The organism is Saccharopolyspora hattusasensis (assembly GCF_050972075.1).
Taxonomy (GTDB): domain Bacteria; phylum Actinomycetota; class Actinomycetes; order Mycobacteriales; family Pseudonocardiaceae; genus Saccharopolyspora; species Saccharopolyspora hattusasensis.
The window spans coordinates 4,290,721-4,310,737 of the sequence record NZ_JBPCDC010000001.1 but is presented as its reverse complement, the minus strand read 5'-3'; the positions used below and the strand labels follow the sequence as shown (position 1 = coordinate 4,310,737).

The 20,017-nt window shown below is 66.3% G+C and carries 18 protein-coding genes and 1 pseudogene; 6 read left to right on the top strand and 13 right to left on the bottom strand.

All coding sequences use genetic code 11. The features are described from left to right. Positions 1 to 272: 272 nt before the first annotated feature. The 3 genes from ACRXBZ_RS20315 (at position 273) to ACRXBZ_RS20305 (ending at position 2,463) form a co-directional block, all read left to right on the top strand. Complete coding sequence (locus ACRXBZ_RS20315; RefSeq protein ID WP_433880431.1) at positions 273 to 599, top strand: hypothetical protein; 327 nt, start codon at positions 273 to 275, stop codon at positions 597 to 599. Positions 600 to 626: 27 nt separating this feature from the next. After that, complete coding sequence (locus ACRXBZ_RS20310; protein WP_433880430.1) at positions 627 to 1,190, top strand: DUF3558 domain-containing protein; 564 nt, start codon at positions 627 to 629, stop codon at positions 1,188 to 1,190. A 79-nt stretch (positions 1,191 to 1,269) separates the two neighbouring features. After that, positions 1,270 to 2,463 carry a hypothetical protein gene (locus tag ACRXBZ_RS20305; RefSeq protein WP_433880429.1) on the top strand — a complete coding sequence of 398 codons (1,194 nt, stop codon included), beginning with the start codon at positions 1,270 to 1,272 and terminating at the stop codon, positions 2,461 to 2,463. A 25-nt stretch (positions 2,464 to 2,488) separates the two neighbouring features. Here the strand turns inward: ACRXBZ_RS20305 and ACRXBZ_RS20300 are convergent, their stop codons facing one another. Both ACRXBZ_RS20300 and ACRXBZ_RS20295 read right to left on the bottom strand, forming a co-directional pair. Then, positions 2,489 to 2,764 (bottom strand): hypothetical protein, encoded by a 276-nt coding sequence (locus ACRXBZ_RS20300; protein WP_433880428.1) that lies wholly within the window; start codon positions 2,762 to 2,764, stop codon positions 2,489 to 2,491. After that, positions 2,764 to 3,006, bottom strand: a complete 243-nt coding sequence (locus tag ACRXBZ_RS20295) for an HC3 family zinc finger protein (protein WP_433880427.1) — start codon at positions 3,004 to 3,006, stop codon at positions 2,764 to 2,766. Before ACRXBZ_RS20295 ends, ACRXBZ_RS20300 begins: the two co-directional genes overlap by 1 nt. Before the next feature lie 182 nt (positions 3,007 to 3,188). On the opposite strand from ACRXBZ_RS20295, the gene ACRXBZ_RS20290 reads away from it, so the two are divergent. Together ACRXBZ_RS20290 and ACRXBZ_RS20285 are read left to right on the top strand one after the other, a co-directional pair. Then, positions 3,189 to 4,055 carry a helix-turn-helix domain-containing protein gene (locus tag ACRXBZ_RS20290; RefSeq protein WP_433880426.1) on the top strand — a complete coding sequence of 289 codons (867 nt, stop codon included), beginning with the start codon at positions 3,189 to 3,191 and terminating at the stop codon, positions 4,053 to 4,055. A 13-nt stretch (positions 4,056 to 4,068) separates the two neighbouring features. Beyond that, positions 4,069 to 4,272, top strand: a complete 204-nt coding sequence (locus ACRXBZ_RS20285; protein WP_433880425.1) for a DUF397 domain-containing protein — start codon at positions 4,069 to 4,071, stop codon at positions 4,270 to 4,272. Between the two features lie 56 nt (positions 4,273 to 4,328). Here ACRXBZ_RS20285 and ACRXBZ_RS20280 read toward each other — a convergent pair whose 3' ends face one another. The 9 genes from ACRXBZ_RS20280 to ACRXBZ_RS20240 form a co-directional block, all read right to left on the bottom strand. Next, on the bottom strand, positions 4,329 to 6,254 hold the full coding sequence (locus ACRXBZ_RS20280; protein WP_433880424.1) for a hypothetical protein: 1,926 nt from the start codon (positions 6,252 to 6,254) through the stop codon (positions 4,329 to 4,331). Positions 6,255 to 6,335: 81 nt separating this feature from the next. Next, positions 6,336 to 8,945, bottom strand: a complete 2,610-nt coding sequence (locus ACRXBZ_RS20275) for a DNA methyltransferase (RefSeq protein ID WP_433880423.1) — start codon at positions 8,943 to 8,945, stop codon at positions 6,336 to 6,338. Then, a complete protein-coding gene (locus tag ACRXBZ_RS20270; protein ID WP_433880422.1) occupies positions 8,942 to 11,761 on the bottom strand; it encodes an SNF2-related protein in 2,820 nt (939 codons plus the stop codon). Before ACRXBZ_RS20270 ends, ACRXBZ_RS20275 begins: the two co-directional genes overlap by 4 nt. Positions 11,762 to 11,942: 181 nt before the next feature. Beyond that, positions 11,943 to 12,440 carry a hypothetical protein gene (locus ACRXBZ_RS20265; protein WP_433880421.1) on the bottom strand — a complete coding sequence of 166 codons (498 nt, stop codon included), beginning with the start codon at positions 12,438 to 12,440 and terminating at the stop codon, positions 11,943 to 11,945. Then, positions 12,440 to 13,018: a SigE family RNA polymerase sigma factor gene (locus ACRXBZ_RS20260; RefSeq protein ID WP_168586032.1), complete on the bottom strand. Its 579-nt coding sequence runs from the start codon at positions 13,016 to 13,018 to the stop codon at positions 12,440 to 12,442. The genes ACRXBZ_RS20265 and ACRXBZ_RS20260 overlap by 1 nt, the downstream gene beginning before the upstream one ends. A gap of 509 nt (positions 13,019 to 13,527) precedes the next feature. Continuing rightward, positions 13,528 to 14,478, bottom strand: a complete 951-nt coding sequence (locus ACRXBZ_RS20255; protein ID WP_433880420.1) for a DUF5926 family protein — start codon at positions 14,476 to 14,478, stop codon at positions 13,528 to 13,530. Between the two features lie 21 nt (positions 14,479 to 14,499). Beyond that, positions 14,500 to 15,342: a glycerophosphodiester phosphodiesterase gene (locus ACRXBZ_RS20250; RefSeq protein ID WP_433880419.1), complete on the bottom strand. Its 843-nt coding sequence runs from the start codon at positions 15,340 to 15,342 to the stop codon at positions 14,500 to 14,502. Between the two features lie 362 nt (positions 15,343 to 15,704). Next, positions 15,705 to 16,622 carry a DUF4328 domain-containing protein gene (locus ACRXBZ_RS20245; protein WP_433880418.1) on the bottom strand — a complete coding sequence of 306 codons (918 nt, stop codon included), beginning with the start codon at positions 16,620 to 16,622 and terminating at the stop codon, positions 15,705 to 15,707. Beyond that, a complete protein-coding gene (locus ACRXBZ_RS20240) occupies positions 16,619 to 16,942 on the bottom strand; it encodes a rhodanese-like domain-containing protein (protein ID WP_168586029.1) in 324 nt (107 codons plus the stop codon). The genes ACRXBZ_RS20245 and ACRXBZ_RS20240 overlap by 4 nt, the downstream gene beginning before the upstream one ends. A 340-nt stretch (positions 16,943 to 17,282) precedes the next feature. On the opposite strand from ACRXBZ_RS20240, the gene ACRXBZ_RS20235 reads away from it, so the two are divergent. Then, positions 17,283 to 17,513 (top strand): hypothetical protein, encoded by a 231-nt coding sequence (locus tag ACRXBZ_RS20235; protein WP_168584092.1) that lies wholly within the window; start codon positions 17,283 to 17,285, stop codon positions 17,511 to 17,513. 70 nt (positions 17,514 to 17,583) lie between these two features. Here the strand turns inward: ACRXBZ_RS20235 and ACRXBZ_RS20230 are convergent, their stop codons facing one another. After that, positions 17,584 to 19,107 carry a solute symporter family protein gene (locus tag ACRXBZ_RS20230; RefSeq protein WP_433883924.1) on the bottom strand — a complete coding sequence of 508 codons (1,524 nt, stop codon included), beginning with the start codon at positions 19,105 to 19,107 and terminating at the stop codon, positions 17,584 to 17,586. A 305-nt stretch (positions 19,108 to 19,412) separates the two neighbouring features. Then, positions 19,413 to 19,757: pseudogene (locus tag ACRXBZ_RS20225) on the bottom strand (DUF485 domain-containing protein); the annotation flags it as partial. Positions 19,758 to 20,017: the final 260 nt, after the last annotated feature.

Genomic DNA, 20,017 nt, shown 5'->3' with positions numbered 1-20,017 from the left:
TTAAGAAAATCCGGCTGACGGGTCCGTTCGAGGCTTGACGCCCGGCATGGGCTCCGGTGCGTCTGGCAGAGCCCTGGCGCCTTCCACCCGGTGGCGTGCAATCGTTCCAAGATCACGGACTGCGACATTCCGGTGAACAGCGGGGCAACCCGGACACCTCGATATGGTGACCAGAGCCATAGTGTTGACCGGTCTGACCTGCTGTCGTCACGTGAGGTGATCGCAGAGGATGGATCAGCAACCAAGGGGTGTCACGAGGAGGGGACGTAGACATGACCGGGTTCCGGATAGACCTTGACGCGCTGCGCGAAGCGATCGCCGACCTGAAGGCAGCTCGAGACCGCGTGGACGAAGTGCGCGACGGCGCCCTAAACATCGACGCAGGTGAGCTCACTGCTGGGGACCGGGCCACGCAAATGTTCAAGGAGGAGATCCAGAAGCGGGCCGTCGGCGACGTCGGATCGCTGCAAGCCTTCGCCCAGGCGCTTTCTGACAAGCTTACGATGAAGATCGAGGGTTACGAAGCGACGCTCAGGGAGTACGACGCGGTAGACGACGCCGCAAGCGCCGACCAGCTTCGGACCAACCCGCAGGCGTGAGAGTCTTTGTTGATCGCGAGGAGTGACGTGTTGAAACGCGGTGCCGTTCTCGGCGCAAGCCTGGCCATGACCGCCCTCCTGGCGGCATGCGGCAGCCAAGCCACACCGACCCCCAGCGGGGAGAAACCGCCGCAGACCACCCAAGCCTCCGGTCCGAAGATCAGCGACCCGAAGGACGCCGCAGCGGTCCCACCCTGCGACATCCTCCCGCCAGACGCCGCAACGAGCCTCGGTCTCAACCCCGAGAGCAAAAAGCTCTCGGAATCTGAAAGTCAGTCCTGCGGATGGAGATCGTTTGACGAACGTGATCGCCTGAGCTTTACGGCAATCCCCAACCGTTCTCTTTCGTCGTATCTGAACAACCGGTCGCAGTTCGTGGACTTTGAAGAGCTGACGATCGCGGGACATCCAGCCGTACGCGCAAACCGGAACGATCCACAGAAGCTGGGATCCTGCTCCATCTTCCTTGCTACCAAGGACGGCCAGATCCTGTCTTCGATAGTGAGCTTTTTCGACAAGACCAAGGACCCGTGCGGTTTCGCGCAGCACGCACTGGAGGCCGCCGTTCCTAAGCTTCCTGCAGCGAAATAGCAATACAGTCAAAATGACAACGCCGAACTTAGGTCTTGAACCGTGCTACCGCAGCGCGGCCAAGGAGTACCGCACCCAAATGGGGGGTGCTGCCGACGCCGCCGCCCTTCCCGCACCGACGGGCAACGGCGCGGAGCAGTGGGGCAAGGTCGCCGACGACTTCACACAGCTCGTCGGCCAGATCGAGGCCGCGCTGCGCAAGGCGGAAGCCGCGCACGAAGGCAAGGCCGCCGAGGCCGCCAACGCTTCGATCGCCGAGGTAATGCCTATGGCCGAGGCGGCGGCCAACACCTCGCAGGTCATCCGCTCCGCGCTGGAGGAGCAGAACGGCTACCAGCGGGAGACTTTCACCGCGCTGCCCGCGCACGGCGAAACGTTGCCTAGCGGCAAGCAAGCAATCCTCGATCCGCCACAGAAGGGGTGGGTTGAAGACTGGGGGCTGGACTCCAACCCGATCACCGGGTGGATGAGCGACTACGAAGAACGCCAGGAAGCCTTCGCTGAAACCAATCAGCGGGCCAACGACGCCATGCAGCGGTACAAGACGCAAACCGAGGGCGCCATCGCTCGGATGCCGGAGTTCAAGCCCGCCGACCAGCCCCCACCGCCTCCGCCGCAGGACACGCGCCCCTACCCGCAGACTCCCAGCGGGCACTCCTCGAACACTCCCTCCGGTTACACCAGTGGCAGCGGCGTTTCCTCCACTCCGGCCGGTACTTCGTCTTCGTGGGCTTCGGCTCCCAGCCACGTGCCCTCCTACGCGCCTCCGGCTCCTTCCGTTCCCCCGGCCAGTACTTCTCCGGTGTGGGCCACTCCGACTCCTGGGCAGCTTCCGGGCCTGCCTCCCGGTGTCGTTCGCGGGCCGGACGGGACGCTGTACCGGCAGAACCCGCAGACCGGCGCGTGGGAGCGGCAGAACCCCTACAACGGTCGCTGGGCTCCGTCACCGAACGGCGGCCCCGGCGGTGCCGGTGCTCGCGGTGGCATGGGCCGCGGACTCGGCGGGCAGCTCGGTGCCGGTGGTCGCGCAGGCGTCGGTGGTTTCGGCTCCGGTGCGGGCGCTAGCGGCTCTGGCGCTGCGGGTGCCGGTGGTCGCGGCGCTGCGGGTGGCATGGGCGGCGCCGGGGGCGCCGGCCGTGGCAAGCCGCAGCGCGAGGAGGACCAGGAGCATGAGCGTCCCGGCTGGTTGATGGAGAACGAGGACGTCTTCACCAACGACATGGAAAAGACCGCACCCCCGGTCTTCGGAGACTGGTCCAACGACGGACGCTGAGCAGCGGCCACACCCCCGCCACCGCCTAACTCGAAGCTAGGCGGTGGCGGCCGACGTATTCCTCGGTCGGCCACTCGATGGGTTCCGGCGGTTGGCGGGCAGGCGGCTCGGGATGCGGGGTTTCGACCGATATCGCATCGACGAGTTGCCACACCATCACCGCCCCGGGCCCGGAGTGGGCATGCTGACCATTTCCGCTGCGCAACGGCAGTAGTACGGCCACTGCGAATACCGCTGCAACGACGCCCAGAAAAACCAGCAGGTTGCCCGGCTCGTACACCACGGCAAGAACGGTTGTCATCACTGCGCACCTGCCTCTCGTGCCGCCGCATCGCGGCGAGCCCGGGCCTCGTCCCAACAGGCCGTGCGGGTCGGGGAGAGCCAGTCGATCGCGGTCGTCTTGACGACGGTCACCGTCGTGCCGCACAGGGTTTCCCGCTCCTGCCCGGGATACGGCGGTTCGACCGGCGACAACCCATGCCGCACACCGTCAACCGGCCGCCAGTACGCAACCAACCCCGCTGGCTGGAACATGTCGTGCATCGCGTCTCCTTGCTGCCGAAGGGAAAGCGGTGGCCCCGGGTCGGGGGAAAGGGGAGGCCGGGGCCACCGCCGCGCGGTGACGGATCGTGCTGATACCGTCACCGACAGCAGTAATGCTAGCGAAGCTTGCGGTTATATAGCCAGCCTGTAAACCCAAAGGTGTGATCAGAAGGAGTCCGAGCATGCCGCCAATCTCCCCGACAGTCGCCAACTGGGCGCTGGGACGTCGCCTTCGGGAAATCCGCGAGGAAGCCGGGCTGACCAGCGGCGCAGCATCCAAGTTCATCGGCGTGACCTCTGCGTACCTGTCTGAGGCCGAGCACGGTAAGAAGACGCTCGTCCCAGAGAAGCTGGACATTCTCGTGGCGGAGTACAACATCGAGGACGCCGAGGCTCAGGAACTTCGAACTCTGCGGGAGCAAGCGGTCCAGCGCGGCTGGTGGGCCAAGTACTCCGGCATCTTCGGCAACGATCTGCTGCGCTTCTTCGGCTTCGAGCACGGCGCTGAAGCGGTGCACGCCTACGACAGCGGCCTCATGAATGGTCTGCTCCAGACCGAGGACTACGCACGAGCGATCAGCGACGCAAGCACCGGAAATCTCCGGATGGCAGAAGTTGATCGTCGAATCGCCTGCCGGATGACCAGACAGCTGAGGCTTACCGGGGACGACCCGCTTCGATTCAACGCCGTCATGTCAGAAGCCGTGCTGCGCCAGGAAATCGGCGGGCCGAAGGTGCTCAAGGCTCAACTTGAGCACCTCCTTGCTCTCATCGACAGCCTGCCCGACACCCTGGATTTGCGCATCGTCCCGTTCTCATCGAGAGGACACGAGGCGGTGGGCGGCTCCGCCTTCTATCTCATGACCTTCCCGAACAGTCAGTTGCCCACCGTGCTCTGGCAGGAGACTGTGACGTCAACCCACCTGATCATCGATCCCATGACCGTCCGGGAATACTCCATCGCCCACACGGCCGCTACCCAGGCCGCGCTCAACCGCGAGGATTCCCGTGCACTCATCAAGAAGATCTCGACAGAGCTGCCGAGATAGCTACAGTTGGAACATGAGCATTTTCCGCGCCTACAAGCACTTGAGCAACGCGCGCTGGCGAAAGTCCCGTCGTAGCGCCAGCAACGCCCACTGCGTGGAGGTCGCGGTAGCGACGGGAGCAATCGGCGTGCGGGACACCAAGGACCGCGACGGCGGCACACTCGTGTTCACACCCGCCCAGTGGACGTCGTTCACCACCAGCCTGAAGCAGGGCTGAGGGGTCGTGAGTGTGAAACCGGGCTGGAGCCCGGTTTCACACTCACGACCGCCTGGTCACGTCCGGGCGCGGAGGCGTTCGGTGAAGATCTCGTGGGCGCGGGTCATGTCGGCTTCGCGGTCGACGCCGGTGAAGGGGAGGACGTAGCGGCCGAGGTCGGCCTTGTCGCCGTGCTTCGCGTACTCCTTGAGGACATCCTTGGGAACCTGGCGGCCGTTGGCGTCGAACCGCATCTCCCGCTCGTACTTGCGCAGCACCCCGAACTGCGTCCGGTAGATCGTGCACAACTCCTCGGCGGTGATGTCCAACATGATCGCGGCCAAAGCATCGATCTCAACCAACGCCTGCCGCCGATGAAAGTCCATCCGAAGCGGAGTACCCATCTCCCACTCCCGCCGCACATCCCCCAACGCCGGCCGGTCGTCCCGCCCATGCGTCCAGCAGTCCTCCCGCCACCGCTCATCAAACAACTCCTGCCAGAACGGCTCATAGTACCTAGTAAGGCAGTTCAACCGGAGAGCACGGAGAATCAGCTCAGGCTCAAGCGCATGGCTTCGGACATGCGGAAGCCGGGATATGAAGTCGACCTTTAGGTTGGTTTTACCACTCACCTTGGCTAGAAAATCAAACGGAAGCGAAGCCCATAGCCCTGCCGCAACAGCCAAATCCAAACTATCAGCAGATAAGCTGAATGCACTCAAGACGTGAGCTGGACCATTCGGAATAAGTGAAGCATATAGCGTCCTTACCGTCGAAGAGTCTGCCATTGCCCTCCATATGAGCCTCCAGAATCCATTTGAGGGCTTCCCATCCCAGTGCGGATAACCCGCCAGGTACTCATCCAGTGGTTTCGCGCGCTGGTAGCTCGTTCGAGGCAACGCCCACTCCCCAAGCGCTTCAAGATCCCAGTCCTCGTAATCACCGGTACTACGCATCGACGGCCGTGGTTGCTTTGCCAACGGTGTGGCGACCGAAAAGTGCGGACCTTGCAGGATGACATCTTCTGGACGATCTACAACCTCGGATCGCTTGACAAAAAATCCTGCTTTGCGATCTGCAGACTCATGCCAACCCGCATTCCATCGAAAATCAATCTCGCCAAATCTTGGCGAGGTTACCAACTTATTCAAAACTGCTTGACTAGCAGTATTCACCGGTCGCGCCATCCGAGCTTCCTCGGCACAGGTCCCTGGCTCGTCGAGCAGCGCCGCCCAACCCACGAGCACCTGTCGATCTACGCGCACGATACGTTTTCGATGCGGACGCACATCCCATTGGTCACTGTCGTCTTTTATTCCCGGCTCTACACCCTCGCCAGAATGATCGAAAGATCGTTCAACAACGTCGGGATGATAGACGGCAGAAATATTCAGGAAATCAACTTTCGTCGAACCCCCATAGACGGAAACTCCAAATTCTCTCGTATGTTGAATCTCGAAGAGTTTAAATTCATTCCTAAATTGCCAATGCCTACGCAGACGTCGATAAGTTTCACGCCTTAGCCCCCCGGCTCTCGCCTCGGTGAAATGACTCTCTGGATGGATGAGCCCAACGACTCCATCACCGTTCATCGAACGCCACGTGCGATCCATGAAGCAGCGGTAGAGATCCGGCTGCAAACCGGCCAAAATCGGGCGATCTACATCGCTGTTCAGATGCTCATTTAGTCCACTATTCGACGACCGTTCACGAAGGTAGTCAGCGCAATACGGACTCTCAAGCACGTCGTTTCGACGCTCCGCCTTGACGTTAACGTCAGCCTTCTCGTTGAAGGTGAACCACGGGTCCCGTTCGGCAAGGATCGTGTCGTCGTCCCAGGTTGGACGCACCCACGGCGGATTACCCACCTGCAGATCGAACCCGCCCGCCGAAAAGATCGGGGCGAAGTCGAGTTCCCAGTGGAAGAAGCCTTCCTTGTCCGCGATGCGTTGGCACTCCTCCAGCCAGGGGTGCCAGGCCAAGGCTTCGTGGACGTCGCGCATCTTGTACCAGAGGCGTTCGGCGTCCTCCGCGTCGTCAAGGCTTTCCCAGTCCGCGTACGTGAACAGGCTTTCCTGCCCACGTCATTCCTCGGCTGTTTGCTTCACGACGTGACGCCCCAGCAGGGCTTCCAGGCCGTCGAGCCAGTCTTCCCAGTCTGGGGGTTCGCAGTCGGCTGTCGTCGGCCAGAACCACAGCGCGCACCAGGCGTCCATGGCTCGGCGCAGGCGGCGGTAGGAGTTGTTCTCGTCCGCCAGGAACTCCTCGACCTGCTCGCGGGTCACTCCGTTCGACCGTCGCGTGATCTCCGGCGCACCCCACACGTCCGCCTGGCGGCTGATCTTCTCCTCGGCGATCTCCAGCCGCTGCGCGGCCAGCGACCACAGCGACTCCACCCGCCGCGCCAGCGCGTGCAACCGCTCGCGCTGCTTCGCGTTCGGTGCCTTGCGGACCGCGCTGCGCCACTTCTTGAGCTTCGCCACCTCTTCCGGCACCAGCTCGTTGGCTTCCTTGGTGTCGGCGACCGCGCCCCAGCCCTTGGCCGGGAGCAGAAAGTGATGCACCCTGCCGGTGCCGAGCGCGCCCAACGGCACGTCACCGTTGATCGGCAGGTCCTTCGGCACCACGTCCAGCCACTTGAACGCCTTCTTCGGCGGCACGTCGTACACCGCGCGCCGACCGCCGATCAGCGAATTGCCGCGCCGCAGGTGCAGACCGAACCACGGCGCCCGCAGCCCGGCGTGCATGGCGTTGAGCCACAACGACACCTCCGCCAGCTCGACCGCGGTGCCGTTGAGGTCCACGCCGTAGCACTGGTGCAGGCTCAAATACGCCTTGACGCGCTGCAGTTCCAGCGCATACCGCTCCGGCTCGATCACCTCGCCGCGCTCCTCCTGACGGCGCTTGAGGTACTCCTCGGCGAGCTGGTTCACCGCCTCGATCAGGAACGCCCCCGAGCCCAGCGCGGGCTCGCAGACCGTGTACTCCAGAATCCGCGCGGCCGGAGTGCGTTCGCCGCCCTGATCCAGCAGCTCGGCCAGCGAATGCTTCACCACGCAGCGGGTCAGCACCTCCGGCGTGTAGTACGAGGCGCTGCGCTGCCGCTCCCGCCCGGATAATCGGTAGACGAACGTGCCCTTGCGGTGCAGCCGCCGGCGCGGTTCACCCGTCTCCGGATCTTCGTCCCTGACGAACACCTCGTCCGAAAGCTCTTGAGCCTGCTCAGCGTTCACCACCCAGGTGCCCTTGCTCGGGTCACCGCCCTTGGCGACCTCGTAGAGGTCCTCCTCCGCCAAGAAGCCGGAGTAGGACATCAGGCCCTCGTACACCGCGCCGAGCTGGTTGATGCCCAGCTGCGCGTACGAGACGAACCCGGCGTCCCGGCCCCTCGTGGGCTTGGACAGCAACAACTTCCGCAACACCGTCTGCAAGCACTGGTTACCCAAACCGACGCCCCGGACCCGCAGCGCACCGCGCTCCGGATCCCAGTTTTCGTCCACATTAGACGGAGCATCGATCAGCGAAATGGCGCCTTCGGCGAACAGATCCGCCCGCAGCGCCTCGAACGGCAACCCGTCGTCGTCGGCCTCGTGCCCCTGATCGACCAGCTGGAACAGCTTGTGCAGCGACTCATAGAAGTGGGTGCCGTCCAGCGAACGCCGCTCGGTCAGCTCGACCAAGGCCAGGTCGCGCAGCCGGTCGAGCCCGTAACCCTCGGCGTACTCCGGCGCCTTCGCCGGCACGATCTCCAACTCCGGACGCGCCTCGGCATACAGCAGGAACAGGATCCGGTACAGAAACCGCAACGCCTGTTTCTGCAGCATCAGCGGCAGATCGCTCAGCCCATCGACCGGCAGCCCGGCGCGGCGGCGACGCGCCACGATCTCGTTGGCCACCAACTCGACCGACTCGCGCACCCCCTCCCGCAGGTCCTTCGACACCCCGACGGCGTGCTTGATCGACTCCTCCAGCACCTCGTCCAGGCCGCAGGAACCGTCCTCGCGCGGGAGCAGGCCGTCCGAACCGACCAGCGCGGCGATCGTCTCCAGCTCCCCGGCCGACCGGACGTCCTTGCGTTCGGCCGCCGTGGCTAGGTCCACCGCCAGCCAACGCCCCTCCGGCCAGCGCTCCCGGTAGGTCAGCAACAGCCAGCCACCGGCCTGCACCAACACCAGCCGCGGCGGCTCCTCCGCCAGGAACAGACCGGAAATCACCTTGCCGAGACCCGGCTCCGGCTTACCGTCGATAGTCGCCGGGGCCAGCAACCGGCCCAGGCCCTCTTCCGTCTCCGCGTTCCAGTCGAGGATGTCCTCCACGGTGTGCGCATCCATCGCCTGCAAGATCACCAGGTGCAGGCCCGACGCGGTGCGATGCGCGACCCCGTCGACCTCAACCGCCGCCCCGAGCCGGACCACCTTGATCTGCTCCGGCTCCGCATCCAGCAACAACGCCCGCCTGGTCTTCCGGTAGAACTTGCGCAAGACGTCCTGGTCAGCCCGCTCCCGGGCGGACGCCAACAGCCTCGCCGCGGTCCCGGCGAATCCGGTCAGACCGCTGCGGGGCGTTGCGACCTTGACTTCCTCACGCTCCGCCCAGTCCTTGCGCAACGCCTTGACCCGCGTCGGGAACTGCTCCGACAGGTAGTGCTCGGAGACGAAATCCCCGGTCACCACCACCGAATCGAACGCACTCACCGAATCCCCTCCTGCACGTCCTGCCGGGGAGCGATGACCGCAAGCACGCGCACCCCCGGTTTGCCCACAGCGTGCAGCGACTCCAACGACTTCCTCGCGCCCTGCACGATCGCATCTATCTGATTCACCATCCGCGTCCGCGGCCCGGCGTCCCGCCCCTCGGCGATCCGCCTGCTGTCGGCCTCCCAGCGCTCCAGACGCGCCTCGGCCTCCCACACCCCAGCGGCCAGTTGCTTGCCCTGCTCCGCCAGAATCCGTTTCAGGTGGGCGCGCATCGCCTCGACGCCTTTGGGCACCAACCACTGCCAGTCGCACGGGTCGAGGTCGTAGCCGGCATTGATGCCGCCGTCCCGGATACCGGCCTCTTCCAGGATCTCCAGCGCATCAGAACTTCCGATCGGCCCGGATCGCGGATCTACGAATCCGAATGCCCAGTTCGTGCAGCTCACCACCTGGCCGCGGGCGTTGGTCAACGTGCCCTGCACGAGAACCGTCGGCAGCTCGACATCCCCGACGACCAGCGGCACCTGGTTGCGCTCGAAACGAGCGAGCGCCCGGTCACACGCCCAATCCAGCACCGGATGCAGCGGGCCGAGAAAATGCTCCTCCGGCCACAGCGTGCCGGACTCCTTGTGATCCCTAGCCCGCTTCAGCGAATCCTCGGCCCGCTGCCTGTCGGCCGCCAGCACCAAGCGCTCTAGCACCTTGCGTTCGCTCCGATACGACTGCGGCAATGCCCGGAACCGGCGCTTCAGGTCCGGCGGTGGGGTCAGCCGAACCCAGCTGCCGTCCTCGGCCTCCTCCCAAGCCACGCCGCCCTTGCCGACCGGCTCGGCCGGGTTGGGATACACCTCCCTGAGCGCGTCCCGGAGGAAGTCGAGATCGGTGCGGAACAGGTTGTGCCCCTCGTCGACCTCCACGTCGTCCGGGGCTTGCTGATCGCCCTGCGCCATCAGCTGGTGAAAGAAGTCCCATTCGCCGACGTCGTCGGAGAGCTCCGGCACCACCTCATCGATGTCGCGCCCCTTCGCCAAGGCCTCCGCTACCGCCTGCTCCTCCTTGGTGACGCTGTGCAGGTTCAGCAAAGTGGCGGCATCTCCCAGCGCCTGGTGCGCGGCATGCTCCTTGTCCAGCAGCTTGGTCAACACGCGCACATCACCGGTGAAGCGGTCGTTGGCCGAAGTCAAGGCTAGTGCGGTGATCTGCGGCGGGTGCTTCTGGCCGTACCGGTCGATCCGGCCGTTGCGCTGCTCGATGCGGATGAGGCTCCACGGAATGTCGACGTGTACGAGGTTGTGGCAGTGGGCGTGCAGGTTGACGCCCTCGCTAGCGACATCACCCGCAACCAACACCCGCACCGAAGAATCCGCGAGCTTGAACTGCTCCACAACCCATTGCTGCTTGTCATCCGGCAAACCGCCGTGCAACATGTCGAAGGCATCGGCCGGTATGCGCAGGGCTTTCGGAAGTTCTTGCTGCAGCCAGCGCAAGGTCGCCAACCGCTCGCTGAACAGCACAACCCTGGTTTCCGACTTCGGGCCGATACCGATTTTGCGGAGATAGTCGACCAGTTCGGCAAGTTTCGACTCACCCGCCGCCTGCGCCTCGGTCGCGAGCTCATCCAAGGTGTCCAGCGCGGACAATTCGGCTTCGGTTCGTTTTTTACTCTGCTTACGATTCGCGATCGTCTCACGCAGCGCTGCGGTCGACGAGAGCGCGGCTTTCGCCAAGGTCCAGGGGAACAACGCGTTGTTGCTTCCCTCCAGGGGAGAACGCCCCGGCTCGGGATAGAGCCAGGTGTCCGCCAGCTCGTTGATGACCTTCTCTTCCGCCGGGCTGGCCGGAATCGCCAGCACCTTCGGTTCCGGACGCTCCGCCCAGTCCTTGCCGACCTCGTTGGCCACGTCAGCGGAATGCCGGTGCCGCCGCACGAAAAGGTGCGCGATGTCCTCGACCTGATAGTCGCTCCGGTCACTGATCGCGGTGGCATCCAACAGGCTCACCAGCTCGGCGAACGATTCCGGCTTGCCGTTGTGCGGTGTGGCCGAGGCGAGCACCAGCGCGTCGGTCCGCGGGGCCAGCACACGCGCCAGCTCGTTGTTCAGGGTGCCGGTGTTGGTCAGGTTGTGCGATTCGTCGATCACCACCGCATCCCAGTGGTGCTTTTCCAAATGCGCCCGGTACTGCCCGGATTTCAGCGTGTCGACCGAGACGATCACCTTGCGGTAGTAGGTGAACGGATTGCGGCTGGCGGGTAGTTCCTGCCGTACCCGTTTGATGCCATCGGAATCCAACCGCACCAGTGGAATCGCGAACCTGGTCCATAGTTCGTGCTGCATCTGTTCCAGAACGTGGCGCGGCGTCACGACCAGAATCCGCTCCGCACGGCCTCGACGGGCGAGCTCGGCCAGCAACATGCCGATCTCCAGCGTCTTCCCGAGACCAACGGCGTCCGCTACCAGGATCCGGGTCCGCAGATTCGTACGGGATAACGCCTGGGCTACGGCCCGGCGCTGGTATCCGAGCTCATCCAGCAACATCCGGTGGGAAACGATCAAACGCTCGTCGTGCAACGGCACGGCCGTCTTTCGCAGCACGGCTTCCAGCCACAGCCTCGTGCGCCGAAATTGCGGCGAGTCATCCGGAACCACTTCGGCTTTCTCCGGGACCAGCGGGCGGAGCTGGTCCAAGTCGGTCAGAAACGTCGCGACGGTGTCTCGCACAAGTTCCGACACGCCAGTGCAGGACACCGCCCACGCGTTGTTCTTCAACCGCTCCGCTGATCGGACGATCCACGCCTCGTCACGGACTTCCACGATCGTTCCCGGCGCAAAGCCATCCACCTGTTCGTCGGCCAACCCGTGCCCCCTAACCTTCGTGGTATTCAGCCGATCACATAGTGCATCGTGCCGGAAAGGGCTCGTCACACACAGGCCATTCCGGAAACGCCCGCTCAGCCAGGGCAGAGGTTCGTGCAAGAGGACACCGAGATCATCACTACCCGGGGACGTTGGGTTCGGTCGCCGGGTGTTGCGATGACGTTTGGCTCGGGGAGCTGGTGACCGATGGCTCGGAGGTCATCGGGTCCGGCTCGGAAGTGATCGTCAGCAGGACCTCCGGTGGCGGCGGCTTCCGGACCGGCGTGCCCGTCGGGCTCGGATATGCCGGCAGCTGGCCCGGCGGCTGCTGCACCGGTGGCGGGACCGGTGGCTGCTGCGACGGCTCCTGCGACGTGGTCGAGCCCGGGTTCGGCTCCGACTGCACCACGGGCGGCACGGCGGGCTGGAGCGGATCGTCTGACTGGTGGCTGACCAGCGCGATCCCGCCTCCGACCAGCAGCACCGCGCCGAGTCCGCTACCCGTCGCGGCCAGCATGCCGTTGCGCTGCCGGCGGCGACGCGCGGCGGCCACCAGCGACCACTCCGCCCCGGTCCGCACCGGGATGTCCAGCTGGTCATCCTGGAAGACCCGTTGCAGCTCGTCCTCCAGATCCATCACACGTCACCTCCTTCCACCAACGGCCCGAGCCGCTTGCGCAGCGTCGCCAGCGCCTTGCTGGCCTGGCTCTTCACCGTTCCGCGGCTGACGCCGAGCGTCTCGGCGATCTCCAGCTCGGAAAGCCCCTCGTAGTAACGAAGCACGACCACCGTGCGTTGCCTCGGCGGCAGAGATCGCAGCGCGACCCACACCGGCTCGTGCTCCAGGCGATCCTGCTGAATGGCGGCGGGGACGTCCGGGAAGTCGGCGAGCAGCGTTTCGCGGCGCGTCCGCCGCCAGCGGCTGACGTGCGTGTTCGCCATCGCCTTGCGCACGTAGGCGCTGGGGTCCGCGCAGTGCCGGCTGATCTTCGCCCAGCGGGCGCCGACCTTCTCCAGCACGATCTGCACCAGGTCGGCGGCGTCGTGCGGATTGCCGGTCAGGGCATGGCCGTAGCGGATCAGCCCGGGTAGCGCCACCCGGACGAACTCCGCGAAGTCATCTTCTGTTGCCGCCATGTCCCCCCGACGCGCCTGCCCGCGGTAGACACCGGACGCCTCGGCGGCGGTCGGCACGGCGGGCAGGTGCGCGGTCACCCCTCCACCCCCTCAACGTCAGGTATCGCCGTGGAGGGACACGCCGCAACGCGCCGATGGGTTGCCGGACGCCGCCCTTGATCACTCGATCGGCGCAACGAGGACGGGTTTCGCAAGGTGTTGGATGTCGTGCCCGGCGACGCGCGCCGTTCCCTGTAGCAAACCGGCTCGCCACCACGAGCTGGTCGTCAACGAGGCGGCACCTTGCCTCGCCGACGGCTCCGAACCCAACACCAAGCCCACTATGGACACCCCCAGTCGGATGTCCGGTCGGATGTCGAGTCTCGGGTCGGTCGGATGTCCGGTCGGATGTCGGGTCGGATGTCGAGTCTCGGGTCGGTCGGATGGCCAGTCGGATCGATGGCCGGTCGGATGGACCTGGCCGCAATTTCAATGGAAATCGCGGAACATCGGCGTGTCGGACCCCGACACGCCGATGGCTGTGGATAACTTCCGCAATTTCAATGGAAATCAGAGGTCCGATTTCCATTGAAATTGCTGTTCACGGGTCAGCGGATGGTGACCTGGCGGCCGCGGAGGCCGTCGCGGGCGCGCCGCTCCGCCGCGTCCAGCGGCTCCGAGTCCAGCGAGCCGAGGGCCTCCGCCAGTCGGCGCCCGAGCTCCGCAGCGGGCTCGTCCCACTCTCGCGCGTGCTTCTCTCGATCGAGGTCCCACACCGGCACCAGCAGGCCGTGCGCGCGGAAGGATCCGGCGAACTTGCTGTCCTCGCCCAGCGTCAGCTGGCCCCGGGCGGACAACCGCGCGAGCGCCGCCAGCAGCTGCTCCTCCGGCTCCGGCCGCACCCACCGCAGGTGCGCCTTCTCGCCCGCGTCCACCCAGTACGCGGATTCCACGCCTTCGGCGGTCAGCCGCTCGGTGGGCATGATCGCGGCGTTCGCCCGCTCCAGGGACAGCGCGACCTCGCCGGTCGGCTCCACCTCGTCGGGCAGCCACCAGGCGAAGTCCTTGTGCAGCTCGACGTCCAGCGGCGCGGCCGGGTCGAGCAGGTCCTGCAGGCGGTTGGGGACGGTGCCGACCTCGGCCGTCTCCGGACCCACCACCGACAGCGATTCGCCCAGCTCGGCGGCCTGCACCCACTCGACGGCGCGCGCGAGATCCCGGCTGATATCACCGGAATGGGTCTGCACCTGGAGCCCGATGAAGGCCTTGTCGTCGTTGCGCCGCAGCGCCGCGGCGGCCATCGGGAGCACGGTCGCGAGGGTAACTTCACCTTCGCCGCGCAGCGGCAGCTTCGCCGTCGCCGACGGCACGAACTCGCGCAGCGCCACCAGCTCGCACTCGGCGGCCAGCCCCTCGAAAGGCCTGGTCACGATCACGTCGGCGGCACCACCGGCGGCACCGTGGCAAGCCTTGTAGCGCTTCCCGGAACCGCACGGGCAGGGCTGGCGCGGCTTGATCCCGGTGTCCGCCTGAGGCTTGGGTGCGGTTCGCTTCGACACTGCAAATCCCCTCGCTCGCGGTCAATTCGCCGTGACGCTACCGAACTGCGCGGGCTCCGATTCAGCCAGGTGGAAGCGGGTGGACGCGGGCGAGTTGGTGGCCACGAAGCGAACTCCGGCGCGGCGGCACAGCTCGACGTCGGCGGGGTCGTCGACCGTCCAGCAGTACGTGTCGCGGCCGAGCGCGGCGACACGCGCGACGAATCCCGGATCCTCGCGCAGCAGCCGGATGTCCGGGCCGGCGAGGTCCGCCCACGGTGGCAGCACCCCGGACCGCCACGAGCTGCGGAAACTGTCGAACAGCAGCACGGTCGGCACCCCGGGCGCTGCCTCGCGGAACCGGCGCACCGCCGACTGGGAAAACGACATCATCAGCACCGGCGAGCTCTCCGGGTCCGCGGGCGCCGCCAGCCCGTGGCGGGCCAGCAGCGCGACGAGCTTGTGCTCCACCAGCCCGCCGTAGCGGACCGGGTGCTTGGTCTCGATGAACAGCCTGACCGGCCGCGAGTGGTCCCGGACCAGGCCGAGGACTTCGTCGAGGGTCAGCACGCCGTGCTCGGGCGTTGCGGCCGGGCGGCGCACCAGCTCATCCGCGGACTCCGGCGGTTCCTGGTGCCAGCCGCCGAAGTCCACTTCGGACATCGCGGCGACGGTGAGCTCGCTGACCACGCCGCGGCCGCTGGAGGTCCGGTCGATGCGGCGGTCGTGCACGCACACGAGCCGGCCGTCCCGGCTGACCCGGATATCGCATTCGAGTGCATCGGCGCCCTGTTCCAGGGCCAGTTCGTAAGCACCGCGGGTGTGCTCGGCGCAATGCGCAGAGGCCCCTCGGTGCGCAACGACGTCGGGGGTCGGTTGCCGCACGGCGCCTATTATGCGGGCGACCTCGATCCACTTCCGGCATCTGTGACACACCACAACGCCGCCGCACCCGCGATTAGGCGCTGTTGCGCCTGCTCAGCTACCGCGAGCGCTTTCGGGCGCCGCAGAGGCTGTTTTGGAAGGTGCTGGTGTGAAGCGAACGAACCGTTTGTGTCGTCTATCGAGGCGAACAGGCCGTTCGCTGCACACCGGTTGGCGAGTCAGAACCAGGCCACTCCCGCTGGGGCAGCCATCGGGACCGCCCGGCAGAACGAGTTCCCACGCAGCCCCTACAGCGCCCCGAACGCTCACGGGTGATCAGCAGCGGACCGGTCGTGCACGAGTCGTGGTTCCCGGAGCAGAAATCAGCGCGGGGCGCTTGCGGGGCGCGTGGCTCGGGGTGTGGGCGGAGCCGCGCGGACGGCCCGGACGCGGAGGTGCTTGAGCTCCGTCGGGTCCATCGGGGCGAGCAGCCGCATCAGGTACTTGATCAGGCGCGCCGTCAGGATCGCCAGGAGCGTGACCAGGGCGTTGTTGAGCGCGTGCAGCAGCACCCCGTCGGCCATGGCCTGGACGCTGCCGAAGAACCCCCAGGCGAACGCGAGCCAGCCGAACAGCAGGGTCGCCGCCCACGCCGCCCACCACAGCCGGACGCGCAGCGTCGGCGACGGTCGCGCGCCTCGCTGCCGAACTCGCTCCGCGACGAGCACCGAATGCTCCAGCTCGGCCAACGCCGAGCCCGGCACGGTCAGGTTCAGCCCCGGGACCAGGACTCCGACGACCACCTGCCAGTCCGGCCGGGCATTCTGCACCGCGATGCGCTCGGCGGCCGCGGCGCGCGCCCGCAGCCCCCACAGGACGACGAGAACGCCGGAGAGCACGCCCAGCACCCAGAGGACCACGCCGGCCGTGCCGACCAAGGCGTCGGAGATCGCCAGCGTCGTGCGCGGCAGCGCCTGGCTGCGGCTGATCAGCAGCAGCACGTACCGCCAGCCCTCGGCGAGGGTGGCCAGCGCCGCGACCGCGGTGGTGATCCACAGCGCCACCACCGCCGTTCCGGCGGTGGACTCCGCCCGCACCATCGGATCCGCGTGCGGCCGCAGCGGCAGCGCCAGCGGCCACCGCCACGCGAGCAGCGGGAATCCCCAGCGCGGCACGGCCGGGTAGGCCGGCGGGCCGGTGTAGCGGCGCGGTCGGCGCGGGGGGCGGATCCGCCGCGGGCCGCCGGGTGGGGTGGCGACCCACTGCACGCCCGGCCCGGGGCCGGGAGGCCGGGCCGTCACAGCACGTACGGCTCGCTGTCGGCGTCATCGGAGACCAGCGGCCGGCCGATGGCCGACCAGCCGTTCATGCCGCGCTCGACGTTGATCGCGTCCCATCCGTTGGCGCCCAGGTACGCGGCGACCTTCGCCGACCGGCCGCCGGAGCGGCAGATCACGTAGACCTGGTCGCACTCCGGGATCTCGTCGAGCCGCTGCACGAGCTCGCTCATCGGGATGTGTACGGCCTCGGGCGCGTGCCCGGCCTGCCACTCGTTCGCCTCGCGCACGTCGAGCAGCACGCTGCCCTCGGGCAGCTGGGCGGGCAGCTCCTCGGGCTGCACTCCGGGAACCTGATGACCGGGAACTGGGGTAGTCACACCCCGATGCTGCCACGCGAGGCGTGGTACCCGCGTAAGAGGGCGCGCGGAAGGGCCGGCTCGCGCGGGCTCCGGGACCGCTTCGCCACCCGGTTCGCGCGGCCGGTCCGGCCAGGTGTGGACTCGAGCGGGAGAAGCCCTCGAACCTTCCGTCTTGACCTGCAATTACTCCGGACGGATTTGAGGTTGTTCACACTTTCAGCGGAGATCCCGAAAGAAACGATGTTTTCGTGATCTTCCATGTCACAGTGTGCTGGCTCGATTCAGGTCCCTTCTCGGGATCCGTCCGTAACGAAAGGAAGACATGTTTCGTCGAGCCATTCTCCGCTGGCCGAACGGCAGCGACTGGGGTCATCTGGCGACCGTTTCCGACGACGGCGGGTTGCCGCAGTTCGCCGGCTTCGTGCAGATGAGCGACCCGCGCGTGCAGGACCTCCTGGCCCGGATCGCCCCCAGGCCGGCCGGCGGAGACATGTGGGAAGCGCACTTCACCACCAACGATTCCGAATCGGCCGCCGAACTGATCGCGGCCTGATCGGCCCCACCGAACGGCGAGGCGCTCCGCCCGGCTCGGCCGGACGGGGCGCCTCGCCGCAGCTACCGGATCAGTGCGAGATCGCCTTCTCGGCGCCCGCGCCGGTCAGCGACCGGACCTCCATCTCGGCGTACTTCTCGCTGTTGAACGGCTCCTTGCTCAGCACCGTCCCGAGGTAGCCGAGCAGGAACGACACCGGGATCGACACCAGACCCGGGTTCTTCAGCGGAAACAGCGCGAAGTCCAGCAACGGGAACATCGCGTCCTCGGCACCGGAAACGGCCGGCGAGAACACGATCAGCACAATCGTGACCGCCAGACCGCCGTAGATGCTCCACAGCGCACCGGTGGTGTTGAACCGCTTCCAGAACAGCGAGTACAGCAGCGTCGGCAGGTTCGCCGAGGCCGCGACCGCGAACGCCAGCGCCACCAGGAACGCCACGTTCTGGCCATTGGCCGCGATGCCGCCCAGGATCGACACGATGCCGATGACCACGGCGGTGATCCGGGCCACCTTGACCTCCTGGCCCTTGTCCCCGACCGCTCCCTTCTTGATCACATTCGCGTAGATGTCGTGCGCGAACGAGGCGGACGCGGTGATGGTCAGGCCGGCGACGACCGCCAGGATCGTCGCGAACGCGACCGCGGAGATGAAGCCGAGCAGCAGCGGGCCGCCGATCTCCAGCGCCAGCAGCGGCGCGGCCGAGTTCACCCCGCCCGGCGCCTTCTTGATCACGTCGGAGCCGACCAGCGCCCCGGCGCCGTAGCCCAGCACCAGCGTGAACAGGTAGAACAGGCCGATCAGCCAGATCGCCCAGACCACCGAGCGGCGGGCTTCCTTGGCGGTGGGCACGGTGTAGAAGCGCATCAGCACGTGCGGCAGACCCGCGGTGCCCAGCACCAGCGCGATGCCCAGCGAGACGAAGTCCAGCTTGCTGGTCTCGGTCTTGCCGTACTGGGCGCCGGGGTTGAGCAGCTTGTCGCCGCCCACGTCGGCGGCCGCGCCGAGCAGGCCGGACAGGTTGAAGCCGTACATGCCGAGCACCCAGATGGTCATCACGAAGGCGCCCGCGATCAGCAGCGCCGCCTTGATGATCTGCACCCAGGTGGTGCCCTTCATGCCGCCGACCAGCACGTACAGGATCATCAGCGCGCCGACGACGGCGATCACCGCGGCCTGGCCGGCCTTGTTGGTGATGCCCAGCAGGAGCGCGACCAGGCCACCGGCACCGGCCATCTGCGCGAGCAGGTAGAAGAACGTCACGGCCAGGGTGGACAGCGACGCGGCGGTGCGGACCGGACGTTCCTTCATCCGGAAGCTGAGCACGTCGCCCATCGTGTACTTGCCGGTGTTCCGCAGCAGCTCCGCGACCAGCAGCAGCGCCACCAGCCAGGCGACCAGGAACCCGATGGAGTACAGGAAGCCGTCGTAGCCGTAGACCGCGATCGCCCCGGCGATGCCTAGGAACGACGCCGCCGAGAGGTAGTCACCGGCGATCGCGATGCCGTTCTGCGGGCCAGTGAACGCGCGGCCGGCCGCGTAGTAGTCGGAGGCGGTCTTGGTGTTCCGGCTGGCCCGGAACACGATGACCATCGTGACCACGACGAACAGCCCGAAGATGGCGATGTTCAGCAGGCTGTTGTCCGCGGTCTTGCTCTGGGCCAGCGGGGACAGTGCGGCGATCACTTCTGGCCTCCTTCGACGGCGCTGTCCTTCTTGACGTCGTCCTTCTCAGCGGCGGCGTCGGCCGCGTCCTTCACAGCGGCGTCGTCCCTGCCGTCGTCGGCCGAGGTCTGGTCGGCGACGTCGGGCTTCTCGGCATCGTCGGGCTTCTCGGCGCCGTCGGCCGGGTCGGCGGCGTCCGCCAGGCCCGTCGTGGCGACCGGGACCTTCTCGCCCGCGCCCCCTTCGAGGTTGTCGCGGATCTCCTCGGCGACCGGGTCGAGGTTCCGGTTGGCGTACCGCACGTACCAGGTGGTGATGGCGAACGTGGACACGAACTGCAGCAGGCCCAGCACGAGACCGATGTTGATGTTGCCGGCCAGCTTGATGCTCATGAAGCCGTGCGCGTAGTCGGCGAGCAGCACGTAGACCAGATACCAGGCCAGGAACAGTGCCGAGACCGGAAAGACGAAGTTGCGCAGTCTGCGTCGCAGGTTGGTGAATTCGGGGCTGCTTTGAGCAGCGGCCCAGGTTTCGGCGTCAATACCGGACCCGGACCCGATTTGGTCCGTGGCGCTCACAGCGTTCCTCCCACAAGAAAAGGCGCCGCTCCGGGCGCCGCCGGTACGGGAGCCTGCTGAATCATTTCAACGCGGGAACGCTACGTAGTTCCACCGCTGCTGTGAAGGCCCGTTGGGAGTATGCAAGCTAACGATCGAGTGAAGTTGACTCGGGGCATCAAGACGCATCGAATTACGCCTGACCACGACGATTTCACCCGTTCAGCCTATTGATTTTTAACTGGTCCGGAAATTGAAGCGCCATTACATTTGATTCAAAA

What these genes read in the sequence shown, in the direction of transcription:
- ACRXBZ_RS20305 (WP_433880429.1), top strand. Translation starts at nt 1,270, where the DNA reads ATGGGGGGTGCTGCCGACGCCGCCGCCCTTCCCGCACCGACGGGCAAC.
- ACRXBZ_RS20295 (WP_433880427.1), bottom strand. Translation starts at nt 3,006, where the DNA reads ATGCACGACATGTTCCAGCCAGCGGGGTTGGTTGCGTACTGGCGGCCG.
- ACRXBZ_RS20300 (WP_433880428.1), bottom strand. Translation starts at nt 2,764, where the DNA reads ATGACAACCGTTCTTGCCGTGGTGTACGAGCCGGGCAACCTGCTGGTT.
- ACRXBZ_RS20290 (WP_433880426.1), top strand. Translation starts at nt 3,189, where the DNA reads ATGCCGCCAATCTCCCCGACAGTCGCCAACTGGGCGCTGGGACGTCGC.
- ACRXBZ_RS20285 (WP_433880425.1), top strand. Translation starts at nt 4,069, where the DNA reads ATGAGCATTTTCCGCGCCTACAAGCACTTGAGCAACGCGCGCTGGCGA.
- ACRXBZ_RS20265 (WP_433880421.1), bottom strand. Translation starts at nt 12,440, where the DNA reads ATGGATCTGGAGGACGAGCTGCAACGGGTCTTCCAGGATGACCAGCTG.
- ACRXBZ_RS20280 (WP_433880424.1), bottom strand. Translation starts at nt 6,254, where the DNA reads ATGCGCGACGTCCACGAAGCCTTGGCCTGGCACCCCTGGCTGGAGGAG.
- ACRXBZ_RS20315 (WP_433880431.1), top strand. Translation starts at nt 273, where the DNA reads ATGACCGGGTTCCGGATAGACCTTGACGCGCTGCGCGAAGCGATCGCC.
- ACRXBZ_RS20235 (WP_168584092.1), top strand. Translation starts at nt 17,283, where the DNA reads ATGTTTCGTCGAGCCATTCTCCGCTGGCCGAACGGCAGCGACTGGGGT.
- ACRXBZ_RS20230 (WP_433883924.1), bottom strand. Translation starts at nt 19,107, where the DNA reads ATGGTCATCGTGTTCCGGGCCAGCCGGAACACCAAGACCGCCTCCGAC.